The 15546-nt window shown below is 56.8% G+C and carries 14 protein-coding genes and 3 pseudogenes; 9 read left to right on the top strand and 8 right to left on the bottom strand.

Annotated features, from left to right (window positions below; genetic code table 11):
• Positions 1 to 111: 111 nt before the first annotated feature.
• Complete coding sequence (hrpA, locus tag IM291_RS03490) at positions 112 to 4014, bottom strand: ATP-dependent RNA helicase HrpA (protein ID WP_192986153.1); 3903 nt, start codon at positions 4012 to 4014, stop codon at positions 112 to 114.
• A gap of 205 nt (positions 4015 to 4219) precedes the next feature.
• Here hrpA and azoR point away from each other — a divergent pair, with 205 nt between their 5' ends.
• Together azoR and IM291_RS03480 are read left to right on the top strand one after the other, a co-directional pair.
• Complete coding sequence (gene azoR / locus IM291_RS03485) at positions 4220 to 4825, top strand: FMN-dependent NADH-azoreductase (RefSeq protein ID WP_008502313.1); 606 nt, start codon at positions 4220 to 4222, stop codon at positions 4823 to 4825.
• Between the two features lie 89 nt (positions 4826 to 4914).
• Positions 4915 to 5601: an RluA family pseudouridine synthase gene (locus tag IM291_RS03480; RefSeq protein WP_048998490.1), complete on the top strand. Its 687-nt coding sequence runs from the start codon at positions 4915 to 4917 to the stop codon at positions 5599 to 5601.
• A 7-nt stretch (positions 5602 to 5608) separates the two neighbouring features.
• On the opposite strand, the gene IM291_RS03475 is transcribed toward IM291_RS03480, so the two are convergent.
• Positions 5609 to 6148, bottom strand: a complete 540-nt coding sequence (locus tag IM291_RS03475) for a DUF2058 domain-containing protein (protein WP_028013071.1) — start codon at positions 6146 to 6148, stop codon at positions 5609 to 5611.
• 308 nt (positions 6149 to 6456) lie between these two features.
• On the opposite strand from IM291_RS03475, the pseudogene IM291_RS03470 reads away from it, so the two are divergent.
• From IM291_RS03470 to IM291_RS03455, 5 genes and pseudogenes are all read left to right on the top strand, one after another.
• Positions 6457 to 7571, top strand: a pseudogene (locus IM291_RS03470) (DUF6883 domain-containing protein).
• A gap of 10 nt (positions 7572 to 7581) precedes the next feature.
• Positions 7582 to 7806, top strand: a pseudogene (locus tag IM291_RS03465) (DUF4926 domain-containing protein); the annotation flags it as partial.
• A gap of 21 nt (positions 7807 to 7827) precedes the next feature.
• Positions 7828 to 7923 (top strand): annotated as a pseudogene (locus IM291_RS21860) (type VI secretion system tube protein Hcp); the annotation flags it as partial.
• A gap of 196 nt (positions 7924 to 8119) precedes the next feature.
• Complete coding sequence (locus IM291_RS03460) at positions 8120 to 9094, top strand: DUF1852 domain-containing protein (protein WP_192986151.1); 975 nt, start codon at positions 8120 to 8122, stop codon at positions 9092 to 9094.
• A gap of 23 nt (positions 9095 to 9117) precedes the next feature.
• A complete protein-coding gene (locus IM291_RS03455; RefSeq protein ID WP_041910105.1) occupies positions 9118 to 10146 on the top strand; it encodes a methionine synthase in 1029 nt (342 codons plus the stop codon).
• A 5-nt stretch (positions 10147 to 10151) separates the two neighbouring features.
• Here the strand turns inward: IM291_RS03455 and IM291_RS03450 are convergent, their stop codons facing one another.
• Positions 10152 to 11084: a LysR family transcriptional regulator gene (locus IM291_RS03450; RefSeq protein ID WP_192986150.1), complete on the bottom strand. Its 933-nt coding sequence runs from the start codon at positions 11082 to 11084 to the stop codon at positions 10152 to 10154.
• 95 nt (positions 11085 to 11179) lie between these two features.
• Here IM291_RS03450 and IM291_RS03445 point away from each other — a divergent pair, with 95 nt between their 5' ends.
• Positions 11180 to 11614 carry a DMT family transporter gene (locus IM291_RS03445; protein ID WP_048960634.1) on the top strand — a complete coding sequence of 145 codons (435 nt, stop codon included), beginning with the start codon at positions 11180 to 11182 and terminating at the stop codon, positions 11612 to 11614.
• Between the two features lie 4 nt (positions 11615 to 11618).
• Entirely contained in the window at positions 11619 to 12077 is a 459-nt protein-coding gene (locus IM291_RS03440; protein WP_192971036.1) for a DMT family transporter, read from the top strand.
• On the opposite strand, the gene IM291_RS03435 is transcribed toward IM291_RS03440, so the two are convergent.
• From IM291_RS03435 to IM291_RS03415, 5 genes are read right to left on the bottom strand one after another with little or no spacing between them, the layout of a single operon-like run.
• Positions 12074 to 12607, bottom strand: a complete 534-nt coding sequence (locus IM291_RS03435) for a DUF3833 domain-containing protein (protein WP_192986148.1) — start codon at positions 12605 to 12607, stop codon at positions 12074 to 12076. The two genes, IM291_RS03440 and IM291_RS03435, sit on opposite strands and share 4 nt — an antisense overlap.
• Positions 12604 to 13128 carry a hypothetical protein gene (locus IM291_RS03430; protein WP_063942507.1) on the bottom strand — a complete coding sequence of 175 codons (525 nt, stop codon included), beginning with the start codon at positions 13126 to 13128 and terminating at the stop codon, positions 12604 to 12606. Before IM291_RS03430 ends, IM291_RS03435 begins: the two co-directional genes overlap by 4 nt.
• A complete protein-coding gene (locus IM291_RS03425; RefSeq protein WP_063153993.1) occupies positions 13125 to 13610 on the bottom strand; it encodes a DUF2878 domain-containing protein in 486 nt (161 codons plus the stop codon). The genes IM291_RS03430 and IM291_RS03425 overlap by 4 nt, the downstream gene beginning before the upstream one ends.
• Positions 13607 to 14827, bottom strand: a complete 1221-nt coding sequence (locus IM291_RS03420) for a cyclopropane-fatty-acyl-phospholipid synthase family protein (RefSeq protein ID WP_041910119.1) — start codon at positions 14825 to 14827, stop codon at positions 13607 to 13609. The genes IM291_RS03425 and IM291_RS03420 overlap by 4 nt, the downstream gene beginning before the upstream one ends.
• Entirely contained in the window at positions 14824 to 15546 is a 723-nt protein-coding gene (locus IM291_RS03415; RefSeq protein ID WP_192986146.1) for a DUF1365 domain-containing protein, read from the bottom strand. The genes IM291_RS03420 and IM291_RS03415 overlap by 4 nt, the downstream gene beginning before the upstream one ends.

The raw sequence follows: 15546 nt of genomic DNA, 5'->3' as shown, positions 1-15546 counted from the left end.
AAACGGGTTCTTATGCCTCAGTTGTAAGTGTCTACCATGTCCCCGAACAAGTGTTCACTATGTCCCCGGACCGTACACCCTGTGGGAGAGGGAGAAAACCGGGCAAGGACGTTAAGCGGAAATCTGCTCCATCGCCTGCAATATACGTTTATCCGAAATCGGATACGGCGTACCGAGCTGCTGGGCAAAGAAGCTGACGCGCAGCTCCTCGATCATCCAGCGGATCTCCTGCACATCTTCATCGTCGCGGCGCGCCGGCGGCAGCTTGTTTAACCACTGCTGCCACGCCTGCTGCACGCTTTCGACCTTCAGCATCTGCGCGCGATCGCGGTGCGGATCGATCGCCATTTTCTCCAGACGTTTTTCAATCGCCTGCAGATAGCGCAGCGTATCGCCCAGACGCTTAAAGCCGTTGCCGGTGACAAAGCCGCGGTACACCAGCCCCGCCATCTGCGCCTTCACGTCCGACAGCCCCAGCGCCATGGTCATATCCACGCGCCCCTTCAGGCGCTTGTTGATGTTGAACACGGCGGTGAGGATCTGCTCGACCTGTTTGGCAATCTCCACCACGGTGTCGTTCAGCTCGGCGCGAACCTTGTCATGCAGCTTCGCAAAACCTTCTTCCGTCCAGACCGGGCCGCCCGCCTCGTGGATCAGCTTGTCCACGCCGCAGGAGATGCAGTCGTCAATCAGATCCAGCACTTTGCCGTACGGGTTAAAGTAGAGCCCCAGCTTGGCTTTGTTCGGCAGCTTCTCGTGCAGATACTTGATCGGCGACGGGATGTTGAGCAGCAGCAGGCGGCGCAGCCCGCGCCACATCATCTGCTGCTGTTCCTGCGGGTTATCAAACAGCTTGATCGCCACGCTGTCGCGCTCGTCCACGAGCGCCGGCCAGGCTTTAACCTTATAGTTGCCGCGCTTCTGCTCGTAGCTTTCCGGAAGCTGGCCAAAGCTCCAGATATGCAGCCCGCTCTGCTCGATGCCGTCGTCGGCCACCGCAGAGAGCGTCTCCTGAACTTTGCCTTTCAGCGCCTCTTTCAGCTCGCTGAGGGAACGCCCTTCCAGCAGCTTTTTGTTTTTATCGTCCACCACGCGGAAGCTGATTTTCAGGTGATCGGGCACCTGATCCCAGTTCCAGTCGTCGCGGTCGATGGTCGTCCCGGTCATGCGGCGGAATTCACGCTCCAGCGCGTCCAGCAGCGGCAGCTCCAGCGGCGTTACGCGGCCCAGAAACGCTTCCGCGTAGTTTGGCGCAGGCACAAAGTTTCGACGCACCGGTTTCGGCAGGGATTTGATCAGCGCAATCACCAGCTCGCGGCGCAGGCCGGGGATCTGCCACTCGAATCCGCTCTCGTCGACCTGGTTTAACAGCGGCAGCGGAATGTGGACGGTCACGCCGTCCGCGTCTGCCCCCGGCTCAAACTGGTAGGTCAGACGCAGCTTGAGGTTGCCCTGATGCCAGAAGTTCGGGTAGTCGAGCTTGCTGACCGACTCCGCGCCCTCTTTTATCAGCATGCTCTTTTCAAAGTTGAGCAGGTCCGGCGTCTCTTTGCTGGCCTTCTTCCACCAGCTGTCGAAATGGCGGGCGGAAATCACATCGTGGCTGATGCGCTGGTCGTAAAACTCAAACAGCGCTTCATCGTCCACCAGAATGTCGCGGCGGCGCGATTTATGCTCCAGCTCTTCCACTTCAGCGCGCAGCTTCAGGTTTTCACGGAAGAAGGCGTGGCGCGTCTGCCAGTCGCCCTCCACCAGCGCGTGGCGGATAAACAGCTCGCGGCACAGCGCCGGATCGATCTGGCTGTAGTTGACCTTACGCGCGGCGACCACCGGCAGGCCGTAAACGGTCACTTTTTCGGTCGCCATCACCGCGCCCTGCGCGCGCTCCCAGTGCGGCTCGCTGTACGAGCGCTTAAGCAGATGCTGCGCCACCGGCTCTACCCATTCCGGATCGATACGAGCGGCAATGCGTCCCCACAGGCGGCTGGTTTCCACCAGCTCCGCGACCATGGTCCACTTTGGCGGCTTTTTGAACAGGCCGGAGCCGGGAAAGATGGAGAAACGGGCGTTACGCGCGCCGGTATACTCCTGCTTCTCGGCGTCCTTCATCCCAATGTGGGACAGCAGGCCGGTCAGCAGCGCGATATGGATTTCGCGGTACTCTGCCGGCTCGCTGTTCACCGGAATGCCCAGCTCTTTCACCACCTGGCGAAGCTGGGTGTAGATATCCTGCCACTCGCGCACGCGCAGGTAGTTGAGGAAATCCACGCGGCACTGGCGGCGGAACTGGTTCGAAGAGAGCGCCTTCTGCTGCTCGCCGAGGTAGTTCCACAGGTTCACGAAGGAGAGGAAATCGGACTCTTTGTCGTGGAAGCGGCGATGCTTTTCGTCCGACGCCTGCTGTTTGTCCATCGGCCGCTCGCGCGGATCCTGAATAGAGAGCGCCGAGGTAATGATCATCGCCTCGCGCACGCAGCCGTGCTTTTGCGCTTCCAGCACCATGCGCGCCAGACGCGGGTCGACCGGAAGCTGGCTGAGCTGGCGGCCCAGCGGCGTCAGCTTATAGACCGTTGCCTGCTCGTCGGTGGTAATCGCCCCGAGCTCTTCCAGCAGACGCACGCCGTCCTGAATGTTGCGCTTGTCCGGCGCTTCCACAAACGGAAACGCCGCGATGTCGCCCAGCCCCAGCGCGGTCATCTGCAGGATAACGGATGCCAGGTTGGTGCGCAGAATTTCCGGGTCGGTAAACTCCGGGCGCGACAGGAAATCGTCTTCGGAATAAAGACGAATACAGATCCCTTCCGACACGCGGCCGCAGCGGCCCTTACGCTGGTTAGCGGAAGCCTGGGAGACCGGCTCAATCGGCAGCCGCTGAACCTTGGTGCGGTAGCTGTAGCGGCTGATGCGCGCCGTGCCCGGGTCGATAACGTATTTAATCCCCGGTACGGTCAGCGAGGTCTCCGCCACGTTGGTCGCCAGCACGATGCGGCGTCCGCTGTGTGGCTGGAAGACGCGGTTCTGTTCGCTGTTGGACAGGCGCGCATACAGCGGCAGGATCTCGGTGTGGCGCAGGTCGCGCTTGCTGAGCGCATCGGCGGTATCGCGAATTTCGCGCTCGCCGCTCATGAAGATCAGGATGTCGCCCGCGCTCTCGTTGCCCAGCTCGTCAACAGCGTCGAAGATGGCCTGCAGCTGGTCGCGCTCGGTATCATCCGCCTCTTCCACAATCGGGCGATAGCGCACTTCCACCGGATAGGTGCGGCCCGACACTTCAATAATCGGCGCATTGTTGAAGTGTTTTGAGAAGCGCTCCGGGTCGATGGTCGCGGAGGTGATGATGATTTTCAGATCAGGGCGACGCGGCAGCAGCTCTTTAAGATAGCCAAGCAGGAAGTCGATGTTCAGGCTGCGCTCGTGCGCTTCATCGATGATGATGGTGTCGTACTGCATCAGCAGGCGGTCCTGCTGTATTTCCGCCAGCAGGATACCGTCCGTCATCAGCTTGACCATGGTGCTGTCGCTGACGTGGTCGCTGAATCGCACCTTGTAGCCGATGCAGCCGCCCGGCTCCGTCTGCAGCTCTTCGGCAATACGGTTCGCCACGGTGCGCGCCGCCAGACGACGCGGCTGGGTGTGGCCAATCAGCCCCTTCACCCCGCGGCCCAGCTCCATACAGATTTTCGGCAGCTGGGTGGTTTTTCCCGAACCGGTTTCCCCCGCGACAATCACCACCTGGTGGTCGCGGACGGCCTCAAGGATGTCCTGTTTCTTCTGACTGACGGGCAGGTTTTCCGGGTAGGTGATCGCCGGACGCGCGGCTTCGCGCAGCACAACCTTCCCTGCCGCCTGTTCAATCTCTTTGGCCATCTCCTGGTAAATGGCCTGTTGTGCATCAGGATTTTTAACCTTCTTCACGCCGTGCAGCCGGCGGGCGAAGCGCTGTTTATCGCGCAGCGTCAGAGAATCGAGCTGTTGCAGGAGCATCGGGAAGGTGAATTTTTGTTGTTCTGTCATAGCGTTAACGGGCAGTGCTCTGCCGGATAAAATCTCTTTTTAATGATTGCTATAGAGTACCACATTGACGCTTTTAGCGCCTTATTCAAAAAATTCGAACATAGGCTTCGATATATTGCGCTATCTCTGTGGCAGGATTGTGAATAAAGTGTCAACAAGCAACGGGGCACCCCCCTTCAATCAAATGCAACAACAGGAATCACCCATGAGCAAAGTATTAGTTTTGAAATCCAGTATTCTGGCAGGGTACTCTCAGTCTGGTCAGCTGTCTGATTACTTCGTTGAACAGTGGCGTGAACAGCATTCTGCAGACGAAATCACCGTGCGTGACCTGGCAGCAAACCCCATTCCTGTGCTGGACGGCGAGCTGGTTGGCGCGCTGCGCCCAAGCGATGCGCCACTGTCCCCGCGTCAGCAGGAAGCCCTGGCCCTGTCCGACGAGCTGATTGCTGAGCTGCAGGCGCACGACGTTATCGTCATCAACGCTCCAATGTACAACTTCAACATTCCTACCCAGCTGAAGAACTACTTCGACCTGGTGGCGCGCGCTGGCGTAACCTTCCGCTACACCGAGAACGGCCCGGAAGGTCTGGTAAAAGGCAAGCGTGCGATCGTCCTGACCAGCCGTGGCGGTATTCATAAAGATACCCCAACTGACCTGGTTGCGCCGTACCTGAGCCTGTTCCTGGGCTTCATCGGCATCACTGACGTGAACTTCGTGTTCGCGGAAGGCATCGCTTACGGTCCTGAAGTGGCGACCAAAGCGCAGACCGACGCGAAAGCCGCCATCGACAGCCTGGTAGCCGCGTAAGATTTCCCCCTCTCACCGCCCGGTGGGAGGGTTTTTCTTTTCCCCGCATTTCGCTATCATCCGCATCCACTCTCCAGCCGGGCGGCCTGATGTCTGCGATTATCGATTCTTTTATTGCCCCACCGTGTCACGACGACATTGAGATCCTCTGGCAGGATGAACATCTGCTGCTGATTAATAAGCCTTCCGGCCTGCTCAGCCTCTCGGGCAAAAACCCGCAAAACCTCGATTCTGTCCATTATCGTCTGGTCCAGACGTTCCCCGGCTGCACGCTGGTACATCGTCTGGATTTCGGCACGTCCGGGCTGATGGTGGTTGCGCGCAATAAGGCCATCAATGCGGCGCTTTGCCAGCAGTTCAGCCAGCGCAGCGTGGAGAAAGTCTACAGCGCCCTGCTTTATGGACATCTGGGAAACGACGAGGGAATAATAGACGCGCCCATTGCCAAAGACCCGGCGCTGTTCCCGCTGATGTCGATCTGCGCCATCAACGGTAAACCCGCCCGTTCCCGCTATCGGGTGGTGGAACGTTTTTTTCGGGGGACAGGAGTGCCGTTAACGCGGGTGGAACTGACGCCGGAAACCGGGCGAACCCACCAGCTGCGCATCCACTGCCAACAGCTCGGGCACCCTATTCTGGGCTGCGATCTGTATGGCGGTCTTGACGCGCCGGGGGCTAAGGAAACGCCCCGGCTGATGCTGCATGCCAGCGAGCTGAATTTTATTCATCCCGTGAGCGGAGAGCCGGTTAACGCCCGCCACGCCGCCCCGTTTTGAACGCGGTTTACCACATCAAATCGTCAGGAATTTTGAAGTCCGCGTACGGATCGTCTTCGTCCTGCTCTTCCTGACTGAGCGCGCTGTTTAACACGATGCTGTCGGCATCGCGCTGGGCAATTTTATCAGCCACCACCGCCGGAATGATCGCGTATTCACAGTCGCCGTTTGCATTGAGCACCAGGCGCGCAATGGCCAGACGGCCGTTGATCAGCTGGGTTTGCGTCTGCTTGTCGACTTCAATTTTTTTGATCAGATTACCGTCGGTGAAGTTAAAGGTGATGTTGCCCTTCGCCACGGTAATGCGGTTCATCTCGATCAGCTGCTTCACCTGCGCTTTAAACTCTTTCGCGAGTACGGCCTGCTTCTGCTGCTCGCTCAGCAGCTTGTCACGCTCGATCTGCGCCTTCTTGTTCTCTTCTACCGCTTCCCGAGCCTCACGTGCCTGAACGCGTGATTTCTTTGCCGTGCGCTGCACTTTCGCCGCTTTCTTGCTGCTGACCAGGCCCGCTTTCAGCATCTGCTCTTGTAAGGTGAGTTTTGTCATGATCGTTTCTAAACCGGTTGGAAATTTTGGGGATTATAGCGGGAATTGGGGATGGTGTACCAGAGAAGCAGATATGGCGTTTAGCTGCCTGAATCTGGTTCATTATTGATTCAACATATACTCACGCTAACGCCTAAAAAAATGGTTAAAAATTGCCAGGTTATTTTCTTAAAAAAAATGAGCAGTTCATAAATTTGATGTGGGTTGAATATCTGTGTTCGCTTCAGGCGTAGGCTGCTTTTTCTTATTAAAGAATGAAAAAATATGCCCTTGAAAGAAACAATGTTGCTTAACGATAAGGATTCGGCATGTTCCGACTCTACCGGTCACATGATTTAACACGGCAATTAAGCCCTGGAGATTTTTAATACATTCTCACGCCAGCAGGTTCGCTGAAAGAGGCATGTATACATTATGATCTGTCTTATGAAGCGAACGGTCAAAGCCTCTCTTTTGGTCTTCCCAAAAAAATATACAGCGTGTTCCCATATAAAAGCCGTATGAGCGAAAAGGTCGCGGCTACGCAGATCCGATTTATGATGAAGTTGAGCAAGAGCTGCAAATTGGCTGGCTTGTTGGTGTAGATACCTCCAGGCGCTGGAGCAGCGACCGGAATCCATTTTACATCGACGACAACGGCGATCTGATGTTTACTCCAACAGCCTCATCCTGGCATGCATGGTATAAGGACGAAATCATGAGTGCCTACCGGCACGTTATTGCCGATCGGCAAGGCAGGAAGCCTGCCCCCACTCAACGGATACATTATGATTATTACGGACCAACAACTGCACGATCGGGGAAAACGCTGAACAGTAAAACCGTTGGCCGCCTGCTGGCCGCTGGCGGTGTATATAACGGCAACATTGAAGGGTTTCATGAAACCGCGCAGCAGCTTGGCGGTGATGCTCCAGCGGGTTACGATCAAGTGATGAATAACAAAGGGTTAATTATTACGGGTGCCTCTATTGCAGCAGGATTAACAATGGGCAGGTTGAATCCTCTAAGCGAGATAGATGAAATATCGGGTCTCAGTAAAATACCAACGTTTGAAAGCCCATATGTAAAAGGTTTCACATCTGAAAGCGGTACGTTAGTGAACGCTGAACACGCCATTATCGATCCGAAAAAGCTCGCCACCTATGCTTTAGATTCAACACATCCTACAGGTGGGCACAAAGCCAGGGTGTTTGAGTCAGCGCTGGGATACAACCCAACTAATGCAGATGTTTTAGCAGCAAGAATTCAGGAAGGCGTATTATCGGTCCCAGCAAAAGTGTTGCAGGCCAACAATTACGGTCAAACAATGGCTGTCGATATGCCCATTTTAGGCGTCAACGGTGAAACAGCGATCGTGCGTACAGGCTGGATGTATGAAACTGACGCGCTAGTTCCTCGCCTGACAACCCTATTCGTTAAATGAGAAAACAAAAATGAAAAGAGCCGAATTAGACGTTGTGGTTTTAGACGAGGATTTACCTGATGAAGGACTGGTAAAAGGGGCTGTTGGTACGATTGTTATGGTTTTCGATACCCCGACACTGGGCTATCTTGTCGAATTTTGCGACGAGGAAGGAAGAACAATAGCAATGCCTGCTTTGCTACCCGCTCAGCTAAAGAGTTATTTCATTCCTGGCACCCTCAAAACGCGGTTGGTTCGCCCCGAATAAAGCGTGTTTGAAAGCGTAAGCCTGCAGTATGAAATAATTACCTGGCGCATCGCCGCTGGGAACATCATGCACAGCGACGCCTGGGACGAACGTCCTACAGCATAGCCCAAAGGGGCCCGATGCCCCTTACTCTTTCACTTCCCTGCCTGAAGCAATCTGAAGTTTCCACTCAGCGTCTCCCTGTTCATGAACTTCCCTCATGTTGCATTGAAATTAAGTCACTTCCCCTGCGCCGCGGGCTCAGGCATAAATTATGCATTAGTAACTTATTAGCAACATGAACTTAGGATGCATAACCACAATGAGCAAAGCTTTCACATATACCCTTAAGCGCAGTTGCTTCGATGAGAATTACAATCCGTCAGAAAATACGCGTACGACCACCAACTTTGCCAACCTGGCGCGTGGGGAAAAACGTCAAGAAAACCTGCGCAATACGCTGGTGATGATCAACAACCGCTTTAACGCCCTGGCGCGCTGGGATAACCCGACCGCCTATCGCTACGCGGTTGAGCTTGAAATCATCTCTGTCGATTTGAACATTGGCGCGGAAAAGCCGTTCCCGGCCATTGAGATTTTGCAGACGTATATTGTCGACAAAAAAAATAACCAGCGTATCGCAGGCATTGTCGGGAATAACTTCTCCTCTTACGTGCGGGATTATGATTTCAGCGTCCTGCTGCTGGAGCACAACAAGAACCAGCAGCACTTCAGTATTCCGGAAAAGTTTGGCGAACTGCACGGCAATATTTTCCGCCATTTTGTGAACTCGCCGGAATACAAAGAGAACTTCAGAAAGGGCCCGGTGATCTGCCTGAGCGTCTCAAGCAAAGACACCTATCGCCGCACCGGTAACCAGCACCCTGTTCTGGGTATTGAGTACGCGCCGGATGGCGAATCGTTAACGGAACTGTACTTCGCCAAAATGGGCCTGAAGGTCCGCTACTTCATGCCTGAGAACAGCGTGGCGCCTTTCGCGTTCTTCTTTACCGGAGACTTGCTGAGCGATTACACCGATCTGGAACTGATCGGCACCATCAGCACGATGGAGACGTTCCAGAAAATCTATCGCCCGGAAATTTATAACGCGAACTCGGCGGCGGGACTGTTTTATCGCCCGGACCTGAACCAGCAGGATCATTCATTAACCAAAATTGTTTATGACCGCGAAGAGCGAAGCCGGTTGGCGATTGAACAGGGTCGATTTACCGAAGAATATTTCATTAAGCCTTATAAACACATTCTCGAGCAGTGGTCTGATAACTACACGCTTTAATTCATCAAAAAAGGTCTTTTATTATGAAAACATTGCTCCCGACGTCTACGGCTGGCAGCCTGCCTAAGCCGACCTGGCTTGCGCAACCTGAAACGCTCTGGTCTCCGTGGAAACTGCAGGATCAGGAATTACTGGCGGGTAAACAGGATGCACTGCGCCTGTCTCTTGACGAGCAGATCCGTGCGGGAATCGATATTGTCAGCGACGGGGAACAGACCCGTCAGCACTTCGTCACCACCTTTATTGAACACCTGAGCGGCGTCGATTTTGAAAATCGCCAGACCGTGCGCATTCGTAACCGCTACGACGCCAGCGTGCCGACCGTGGTTTCTGCCGTTGCGCGTCAGAAGCCGGTATTCGTGGACGATGCAAAGTACCTGCGCCAGCTCACGGACAAGCCGATCAAATGGGCCCTGCCTGGGCCAATGACCATGATCGATACCCTATACGACGCGCATTATAAAAGCCGCGAAAAGCTGGCCTGGGAATTCGCCAAAATCCTCAACCAGGAAGCGCGCGAATTAGAAGCCGCGGGCGTGGATATTATCCAGTTCGACGAGCCGGCGTTTAACGTCTTTTTTGATGAGGTCAACGACTGGGGTATCGCCGCGCTCGAGCGCGCCATTGAGGGTCTGAAATGCGAAACCGCGGTACACATCTGCTACGGCTACGGCATCAAGGCCAATACCGACTGGAAAAAGACGCTCGGCTCCGAGTGGCGCCAGTATGAAGAGGCCTTCCCTAAGCTGCAAACCTCTAATATCGACATCATCTCCCTGGAGTGCCACAACTCCCGCGTACCGATGGATCTGCTGGAGCTGATTCGCGGTAAAAAGGTGATGGTTGGGGCGATTGACGTGGCAACCAACACCGTCGAAACGCCAGAAGAAGTCGCCGACACCCTGCGTAAAGCGCTGCAGTTCGTCGACGCCGACAAGCTTTACCCCTCAACCAACTGCGGCATGGCTCCCCTCTCCCGTCAGGTGGCTAACGGTAAGCTGAAAGCGCTCAGCGCTGGCGCAGAAATTATCCGCAAGGAGCTCGGCGCGTAATTACCTTACGTTTGCCAGTACGGCGGCGAGCCGAAAAACGCCACGTAATAATCAATCACCGCCCTGACGTTCAGGGGCGGATGACGTGCGTGAGGATAGATCGCCGCAATATTTAGCGGCTCCGTATTGATAGCGCACGCCATTTCCGGCATAAGAGCGACCAGCTCCCCGCGCTGCAGCCTGTCGCCAATCAGCCAGTCCGGAAACAGGACAATCCCCATTCCACCCAGCGCGGCAATGAGCAGCGACTCCGCATTATTGGACGTCATCAGCGGCGAGACGGGATAGTGCACCCAATTCTCCCCCTTGCGTCGCACGAGCCAGCGATTAGGGCCAGACGAACCGCGATACATCAGGCATTTATGCTGGCTCAGCTCGGCCGGGTCAGCCGGTACGCCGTGTTGACGCAGATACGCAGGCGACGCGGTAAGATGGTAGCGCTGCTGCCCGAAGATGCGGGCGTGGAACGTCGAGTCCGTCAGGGTGCCGATGCGAAAAATGAGGTCGGCGGCATCCCGGTGCGGGTCGATAAAGTCATCGGTCAGCGTCAGCTCTATGGTTAACCGTGGATAACGCTCGGCCAGACCTGCCAGGCCGGGTGCAACGTGCCTCTGTCCAAAAAATACCGGCCCGTTAATGCGTACCGTGCCGGAGGGTTCGGTCGAACGTTCATCCAGCTCCCGACGCGCCTCTTCGAAGTTATCGACCATCGCCCGGGCATAGCGGATAAAAAGATGCCCGTTTTCCGTGGGGATCACCGCCCGGGTATTGCGATAGAACAGCTGCTGGCCGAGCGCGTCCTCAAGCTGATGAATAATCCGCGACACCTGCGAGGCAGAAATTCCCTCCCGTCGCGCAACGACGGAAAAGTTCTGCGTTTCATAGACGGCAATAAACAGCAGCAGTGAGCGAAGGTTCATGCTTCCGGCATCTGACATTAATGCATTTCCTGCAAAGGTGTTTCCTGCATTATGGCATTTTTCTCACATGTCTACCGACGTAATCTTCTTCACCTGATAATGGAGGAAGCATAATGCAGTTTGTATTGATTTTACTGGTGATTGCCGGCGGGATGGGCCTCTCCGTCGAGGCGGGTTTGCTGGGGCCGTTAGGGGGAGAAGTAGGCGATTTATGGGCCACGTTCAGCATTTTCGGGGTCGGCGCCGCGCTGACCTTTCTGCTGATGCTGTTTTTCAGCCCGCGCAACGGTCCGTCGTTTTTCGCACAGCCCGGCTGGCAGCTGCTCGGCGGCGTGCTGGGTCCTGTTTACGTTATCATTCTGACTATCGCCACCCCCGCTATCGGCATCGCTCTGACGATGATCGGCATTCTGGCAGGTCAGGTTTTTAAGAGCCTGATCATTGACCACTTTGGCCTGCTGGGTACGCCGCACAGGAAGATAAACGCAAGACGCATCGTGGCGCTGGTTTTTATTATTGCCGCACTGGTACTGGTCGCAAAGGGGTAAACACATGACACTGATGATGATAATTCTCGCCATCTGCGGCGGCGCGACGCTGAGCATACAGGCCGCAATTAACGGACAGCTCGGCAGCAGCGTGGGCGTTTTCAAGAGCGCGTTTCTGACGTTTTCCGTCGGCGCGCTGGTGACCGCCCTGCTCATTTTCTTCTTTGAGCCTAAGCAGACGGTCACGCTGCTGGACGTGCCGAAATGGCAGCTTCTCGGGGCGATGTTCGGCGTGCCCTACATTGTGATCATGGTGCTCGCCGTGCAGCGCATCGGCACCGCCGTCGCCACGGTGGCGGTGATATTCGGCCAGCTCGCCATGAGCATGCTGATAGATAACTTTGGCTGGTTGAACAATCCCGCTATTCCGTTTTCACCGAGCCGTCTGGGCGCGGTGGTGTGCCTGGGGATTGCCCTGTACTTCATTTACTCCAGCAGCAAAACCGGCTATGTTCGCGACTAAGCTTCCGTATTCCGGGTAAAGAACAGCGTCACTATGGCGACGGTGACGCCAAATTTCTTCATCTCGGTTTTATTGAACAGATGCGTCTCATCCTGCAGGTACATCCAGTCATCAAAGTTCAGCAGCCACGTTTTGCCGTTGGCCTTCACGTTCATGCTGTAATGCCAGTTAAAGGCGTTCCCTGCGGCCTGCCCGGTGGCAACCCCTTCAATATCACCTGCCGTTCCCTCGTAGCGGTCGTTCCCCACGCGGCGAATGTGCCATACCCGCTGCTGCTTCTCGCCGTCGTCGTAAACGAAACGCTCGTTCAGCGTCAGCGTATCGCCGATGACGTCCCCGGCAATCTCAACGTGAAAGCGGCGGATCTGCTTGCCGCTGCGATCCTGCACCATGCCCCACGCTTCGGTTTTGCCCTGGAAGTAGTGGAAGATATCAAGCCGCGGCTGCTGCTGGCGATACTCGGACACCTCCGTACTGCAGCCGGCCAGCAGCATCGTGAATGCCAGCGCCAGCGTCAGGATTCGTTTCATTTTTTGCCTCCGATTAGCTGCTGACGCAGCTCAGGATATTGCGTGCGGGGATCGAGCCAGATGGCCAGAAAGCGGGTGCTGAACGCTTCTGACTGGCGCGGACCGAGCGGAATAAAAGATTTTTGCGCCGACGACGCGCGGTACCAGAACTGCCCCTGCTTATCGTTGAGAACAAACGCCAGCTGTGAACCCGGTCGGACATCCGGCCACAGGGACTGGAGCATCCTTAGCCAGGCTTCACTTTGCGGTTCCTGCGTCAGGATCCCCTGCGCCTGCCACTGGTCGCGGGTCGCCTCAACCAGTTCATCGCGATCTATGTCGCGCGCGTAGGTAATAATCAGCGCCTGATCCTGATCGTCCCGGCTGTAACGGCCATCCGGCGTGCGGAGCTGAGAGGTATAGACCGTGAACGGCCCCCAGGTCAGCGTGGCGTCGCCCACCTTGCGCCAGGCCAGCCAGTCGGCGGCCTGAGCACCAGGAACAACCAGCATGAGCCAAAACAGCAGAACCGCAGCCCTCATTTTTGTCTCCCCATTAGCAGGTGGAAAAACAGCATCAGCACCAGCCAGCCCGGCGCCATCCAGCTGACGACGATAAAGGTTGGCTCCAGAAACGTGATGGCGCCCAACCGCTCGCCAATCAGGTAGGCCACCGGGCCTCCCACGGCCGCCAGCAGGGTCAGCAGCCAGCCGGGTAATGTGGTGGTACGCGCAAGCTGCGTCCAGACCACGGCGAACATCAGCCACAATGCCACCATCCATAGCGGCATCAGGGAGTCGCCCGTGAAGGCAATCAGCCCCGTCAGCGCCCAGAGCGCATCCAGCAGGCAGCCCGCCGCGGCCAGCCCAATGGCGTAAAGACGGTATGCTGACGGCAAGAGCAGGCACGCCAGGATCGCCAGCCCGAGCCAGATAATCAGGCCCTGTTCGCGAAACAGCACTACCAGCGCCCAGTAGAGATCGAACGCGACGGCCAGCAGAAAGACCTGAAGGTAGCGTCTCATACGCGCTCGGCGGTCAGCTGCACCACGCTGATGGTGCGGGCGTTAAACCCGGCTTCGCAGTAGCCGAAGTAGTACAGCCACATGCGGCGGAACCGTTCATCAAAGCCAAGCTTTTCAATCTCCTGCCAGGCGTGGACAAAGCGCTGCCGCCAGTGGGCCAGCGTGCGGGCATAGTCCGGCCCCATGTCGAAGAGATTGCGCACCACGAAATCGGTGTGGCGCGTCATCAGCTCGTTCATCGCCGTAATGCTCGGCAGGAAGCCGCCGGGGAAAATGTAGCGCTGGATAAAATCGACGCTTTTGCTGTAGTCGCGATAGCGCTGGTCCTGAATGGTGATGGCCTGAATCGCCATCCGTCCACCGGGGCGCAGCCGCGCCTGACAGGTACGGAAGAACGTGGGCAGATAGCGTTGCCCGACGGCTTCAATCATCTCTATCGAGACCAGCTTGTCGTACTGCCCGGTGAGGTCGCGATAGTCGCAGAGCAGTACCTCAACCCGATCCTGCAGCCCGGCGCGGGCAATGCGCTCGGTCGCCCAGATATATTGTTCCTGCGACAGCGTGGTGGTGGTCACCCGACAGCCGTAGTGACGGGCGGCGTATTCCGCCATCGCCCCCCAGCCGGTGCCAATTTCCAGCAGGTGATCACCCGGGTTTAGCGCCAGCTGCTCGCACAGGCGCGCCATTTTGGCCTGCTGAGCCGCCGTCAGATCCTGCTCGTCCGCGGTAAACAGCGCGCTGGAGTAAAGCAGTTCCTTATCCAGAAAATGGGCATAGAAAGCGTTGCCCAGATCGTAATGGGCGGCAATATTTTCGCGGGCCTGGGCACGAGAGTTGCGCCGCGTCCAGTGGCGCAGCCGCTCCAGCGGTCGGCCAAGCAGCCGGAACCCGTTCTCCAGACGACCAAGCACCTCGCCGTTGAGGGCCAGGATTTGCAGAAGCGGCGTAAGCTGCGCGGTCTCCCATTCGCCGTCCATCCAGGCTTCTGCGGCGGCAAGGCTACCGCCCGTTAAGACGCGCCAGTAGACGCCGGGCGTGAGGATCTGCACGTCGGCGTGCAGCGCGGAGGATGTCTCGCCAAAATGGAAGGTCTGCGCCCCTTCACGCAGGGTGAGTGAGCCGCCGCGAATGCCGCTTAACAGACGAAACAGCAGCCATCGCGCGATGCGGACGTTGCGCGGGATATCGGGTTCTAGCGCAAAGACGGGATCGGTCATGAGCGTTCACTCCTGCTGACGGGATGGTTATACAGCGGCACGCGCTTGAGCCACAGCCTCAGCGCCTGCCAGTAAATGGCGAAAACGGTTTTCAGAGTCATCAGCGGGATGCGCAGCAGCAGCGCGCGCAGCGCCGGGCGGGTCAGAGGCTCCCGGCGCAGGGCCAGCGTGGCGTCAAAGACCTTCGCCTCCTGATGATTTTCAATGTGCATTCGCAACGTGTTGTCCGGGTTGTTGAAGCGCCAGTGGTAGACCATGTCCATCGGGTTGAAGGGGGAAACGTGAAACGCTTTTTCCGTGGGCCGGGCATGTTGCCCGTCGACCGCGTAATAATGGCGCTCGTTCCACGGCGTGTTGCGCACCTCCGCCAACACCCAGCGAAGCGTGTTTTCCTGGTCATAGCAGTAGTAAAAATTGACCGGATTGAAATGAAACCCGAAGTAGCGCAGCTGCGTCAGAAGCATGACCCGCCCTGCGGGACGTTCCCCGGTCAGGCTCTCCAGCCTGTTCAGCACGTTCTCTTTAAGCGGCGTGCCGAGCGGATAGTCCGCGTCATGGAACGCGGCGGCGGCAAAACGGTTGCGCCGCACGCCGACGGACGCCAGCAGCGGCAGTTCATCAAGATCCAGCCAGGCCATAAAAACGCCGTAGCTGAATTCATGCGTTTTCGGCTGAAGGCGGCGGTGGCGCAATACGCCGTGATAGAGGCAGCTGTTCAT

The sequence above is a fragment of the Enterobacter cloacae complex sp. P27C genome, from assembly GCF_014895705.1.
Lineage (GTDB): Bacteria > Pseudomonadota > Gammaproteobacteria > Enterobacterales > Enterobacteriaceae > Enterobacter > Enterobacter bugandensis.
Note: the sequence above shows the minus strand (reverse complement) of the source record. Positions and strands in the feature narration are given on the sequence as shown.

Bases quoted from the DNA above. Each gene is read 5' to 3' on its own strand.
- IM291_RS03445 (WP_048960634.1), top strand. From the start codon at position 11,180: ATGCAGTTTGTATTGATTTTACTGGTGATTGCCGGCGGGATGGGCCTC.
- azoR (WP_008502313.1), top strand. From the start codon at position 4,220: ATGAGCAAAGTATTAGTTTTGAAATCCAGTATTCTGGCAGGGTACTCT.
- IM291_RS03455 (WP_041910105.1), top strand. From the start codon at position 9,118: ATGAAAACATTGCTCCCGACGTCTACGGCTGGCAGCCTGCCTAAGCCG.
- IM291_RS03430 (WP_063942507.1), bottom strand. From the start codon at position 13,128: ATGAGGGCTGCGGTTCTGCTGTTTTGGCTCATGCTGGTTGTTCCTGGT.
- IM291_RS03425 (WP_063153993.1), bottom strand. From the start codon at position 13,610: ATGAGACGCTACCTTCAGGTCTTTCTGCTGGCCGTCGCGTTCGATCTC.
- IM291_RS03415 (WP_192986146.1), bottom strand. From the start codon at position 15,546: ATGAACAGCTGCCTCTATCACGGCGTATTGCGCCACCGCCGCCTTCAG.
- IM291_RS03440 (WP_192971036.1), top strand. From the start codon at position 11,619: ATGACACTGATGATGATAATTCTCGCCATCTGCGGCGGCGCGACGCTG.
- IM291_RS03420 (WP_041910119.1), bottom strand. From the start codon at position 14,827: ATGACCGATCCCGTCTTTGCGCTAGAACCCGATATCCCGCGCAACGTC.
- IM291_RS03480 (WP_048998490.1), top strand. From the start codon at position 4,915: ATGTCTGCGATTATCGATTCTTTTATTGCCCCACCGTGTCACGACGAC.
- IM291_RS03475 (WP_028013071.1), bottom strand. From the start codon at position 6,148: ATGACAAAACTCACCTTACAAGAGCAGATGCTGAAAGCGGGCCTGGTC.
- IM291_RS03460 (WP_192986151.1), top strand. From the start codon at position 8,120: ATGAGCAAAGCTTTCACATATACCCTTAAGCGCAGTTGCTTCGATGAG.
- IM291_RS03435 (WP_192986148.1), bottom strand. From the start codon at position 12,607: ATGAAACGAATCCTGACGCTGGCGCTGGCATTCACGATGCTGCTGGCC.
- IM291_RS03450 (WP_192986150.1), bottom strand. From the start codon at position 11,084: ATGTCAGATGCCGGAAGCATGAACCTTCGCTCACTGCTGCTGTTTATT.
- hrpA (WP_192986153.1), bottom strand. From the start codon at position 4,014: ATGACAGAACAACAAAAATTCACCTTCCCGATGCTCCTGCAACAGCTC.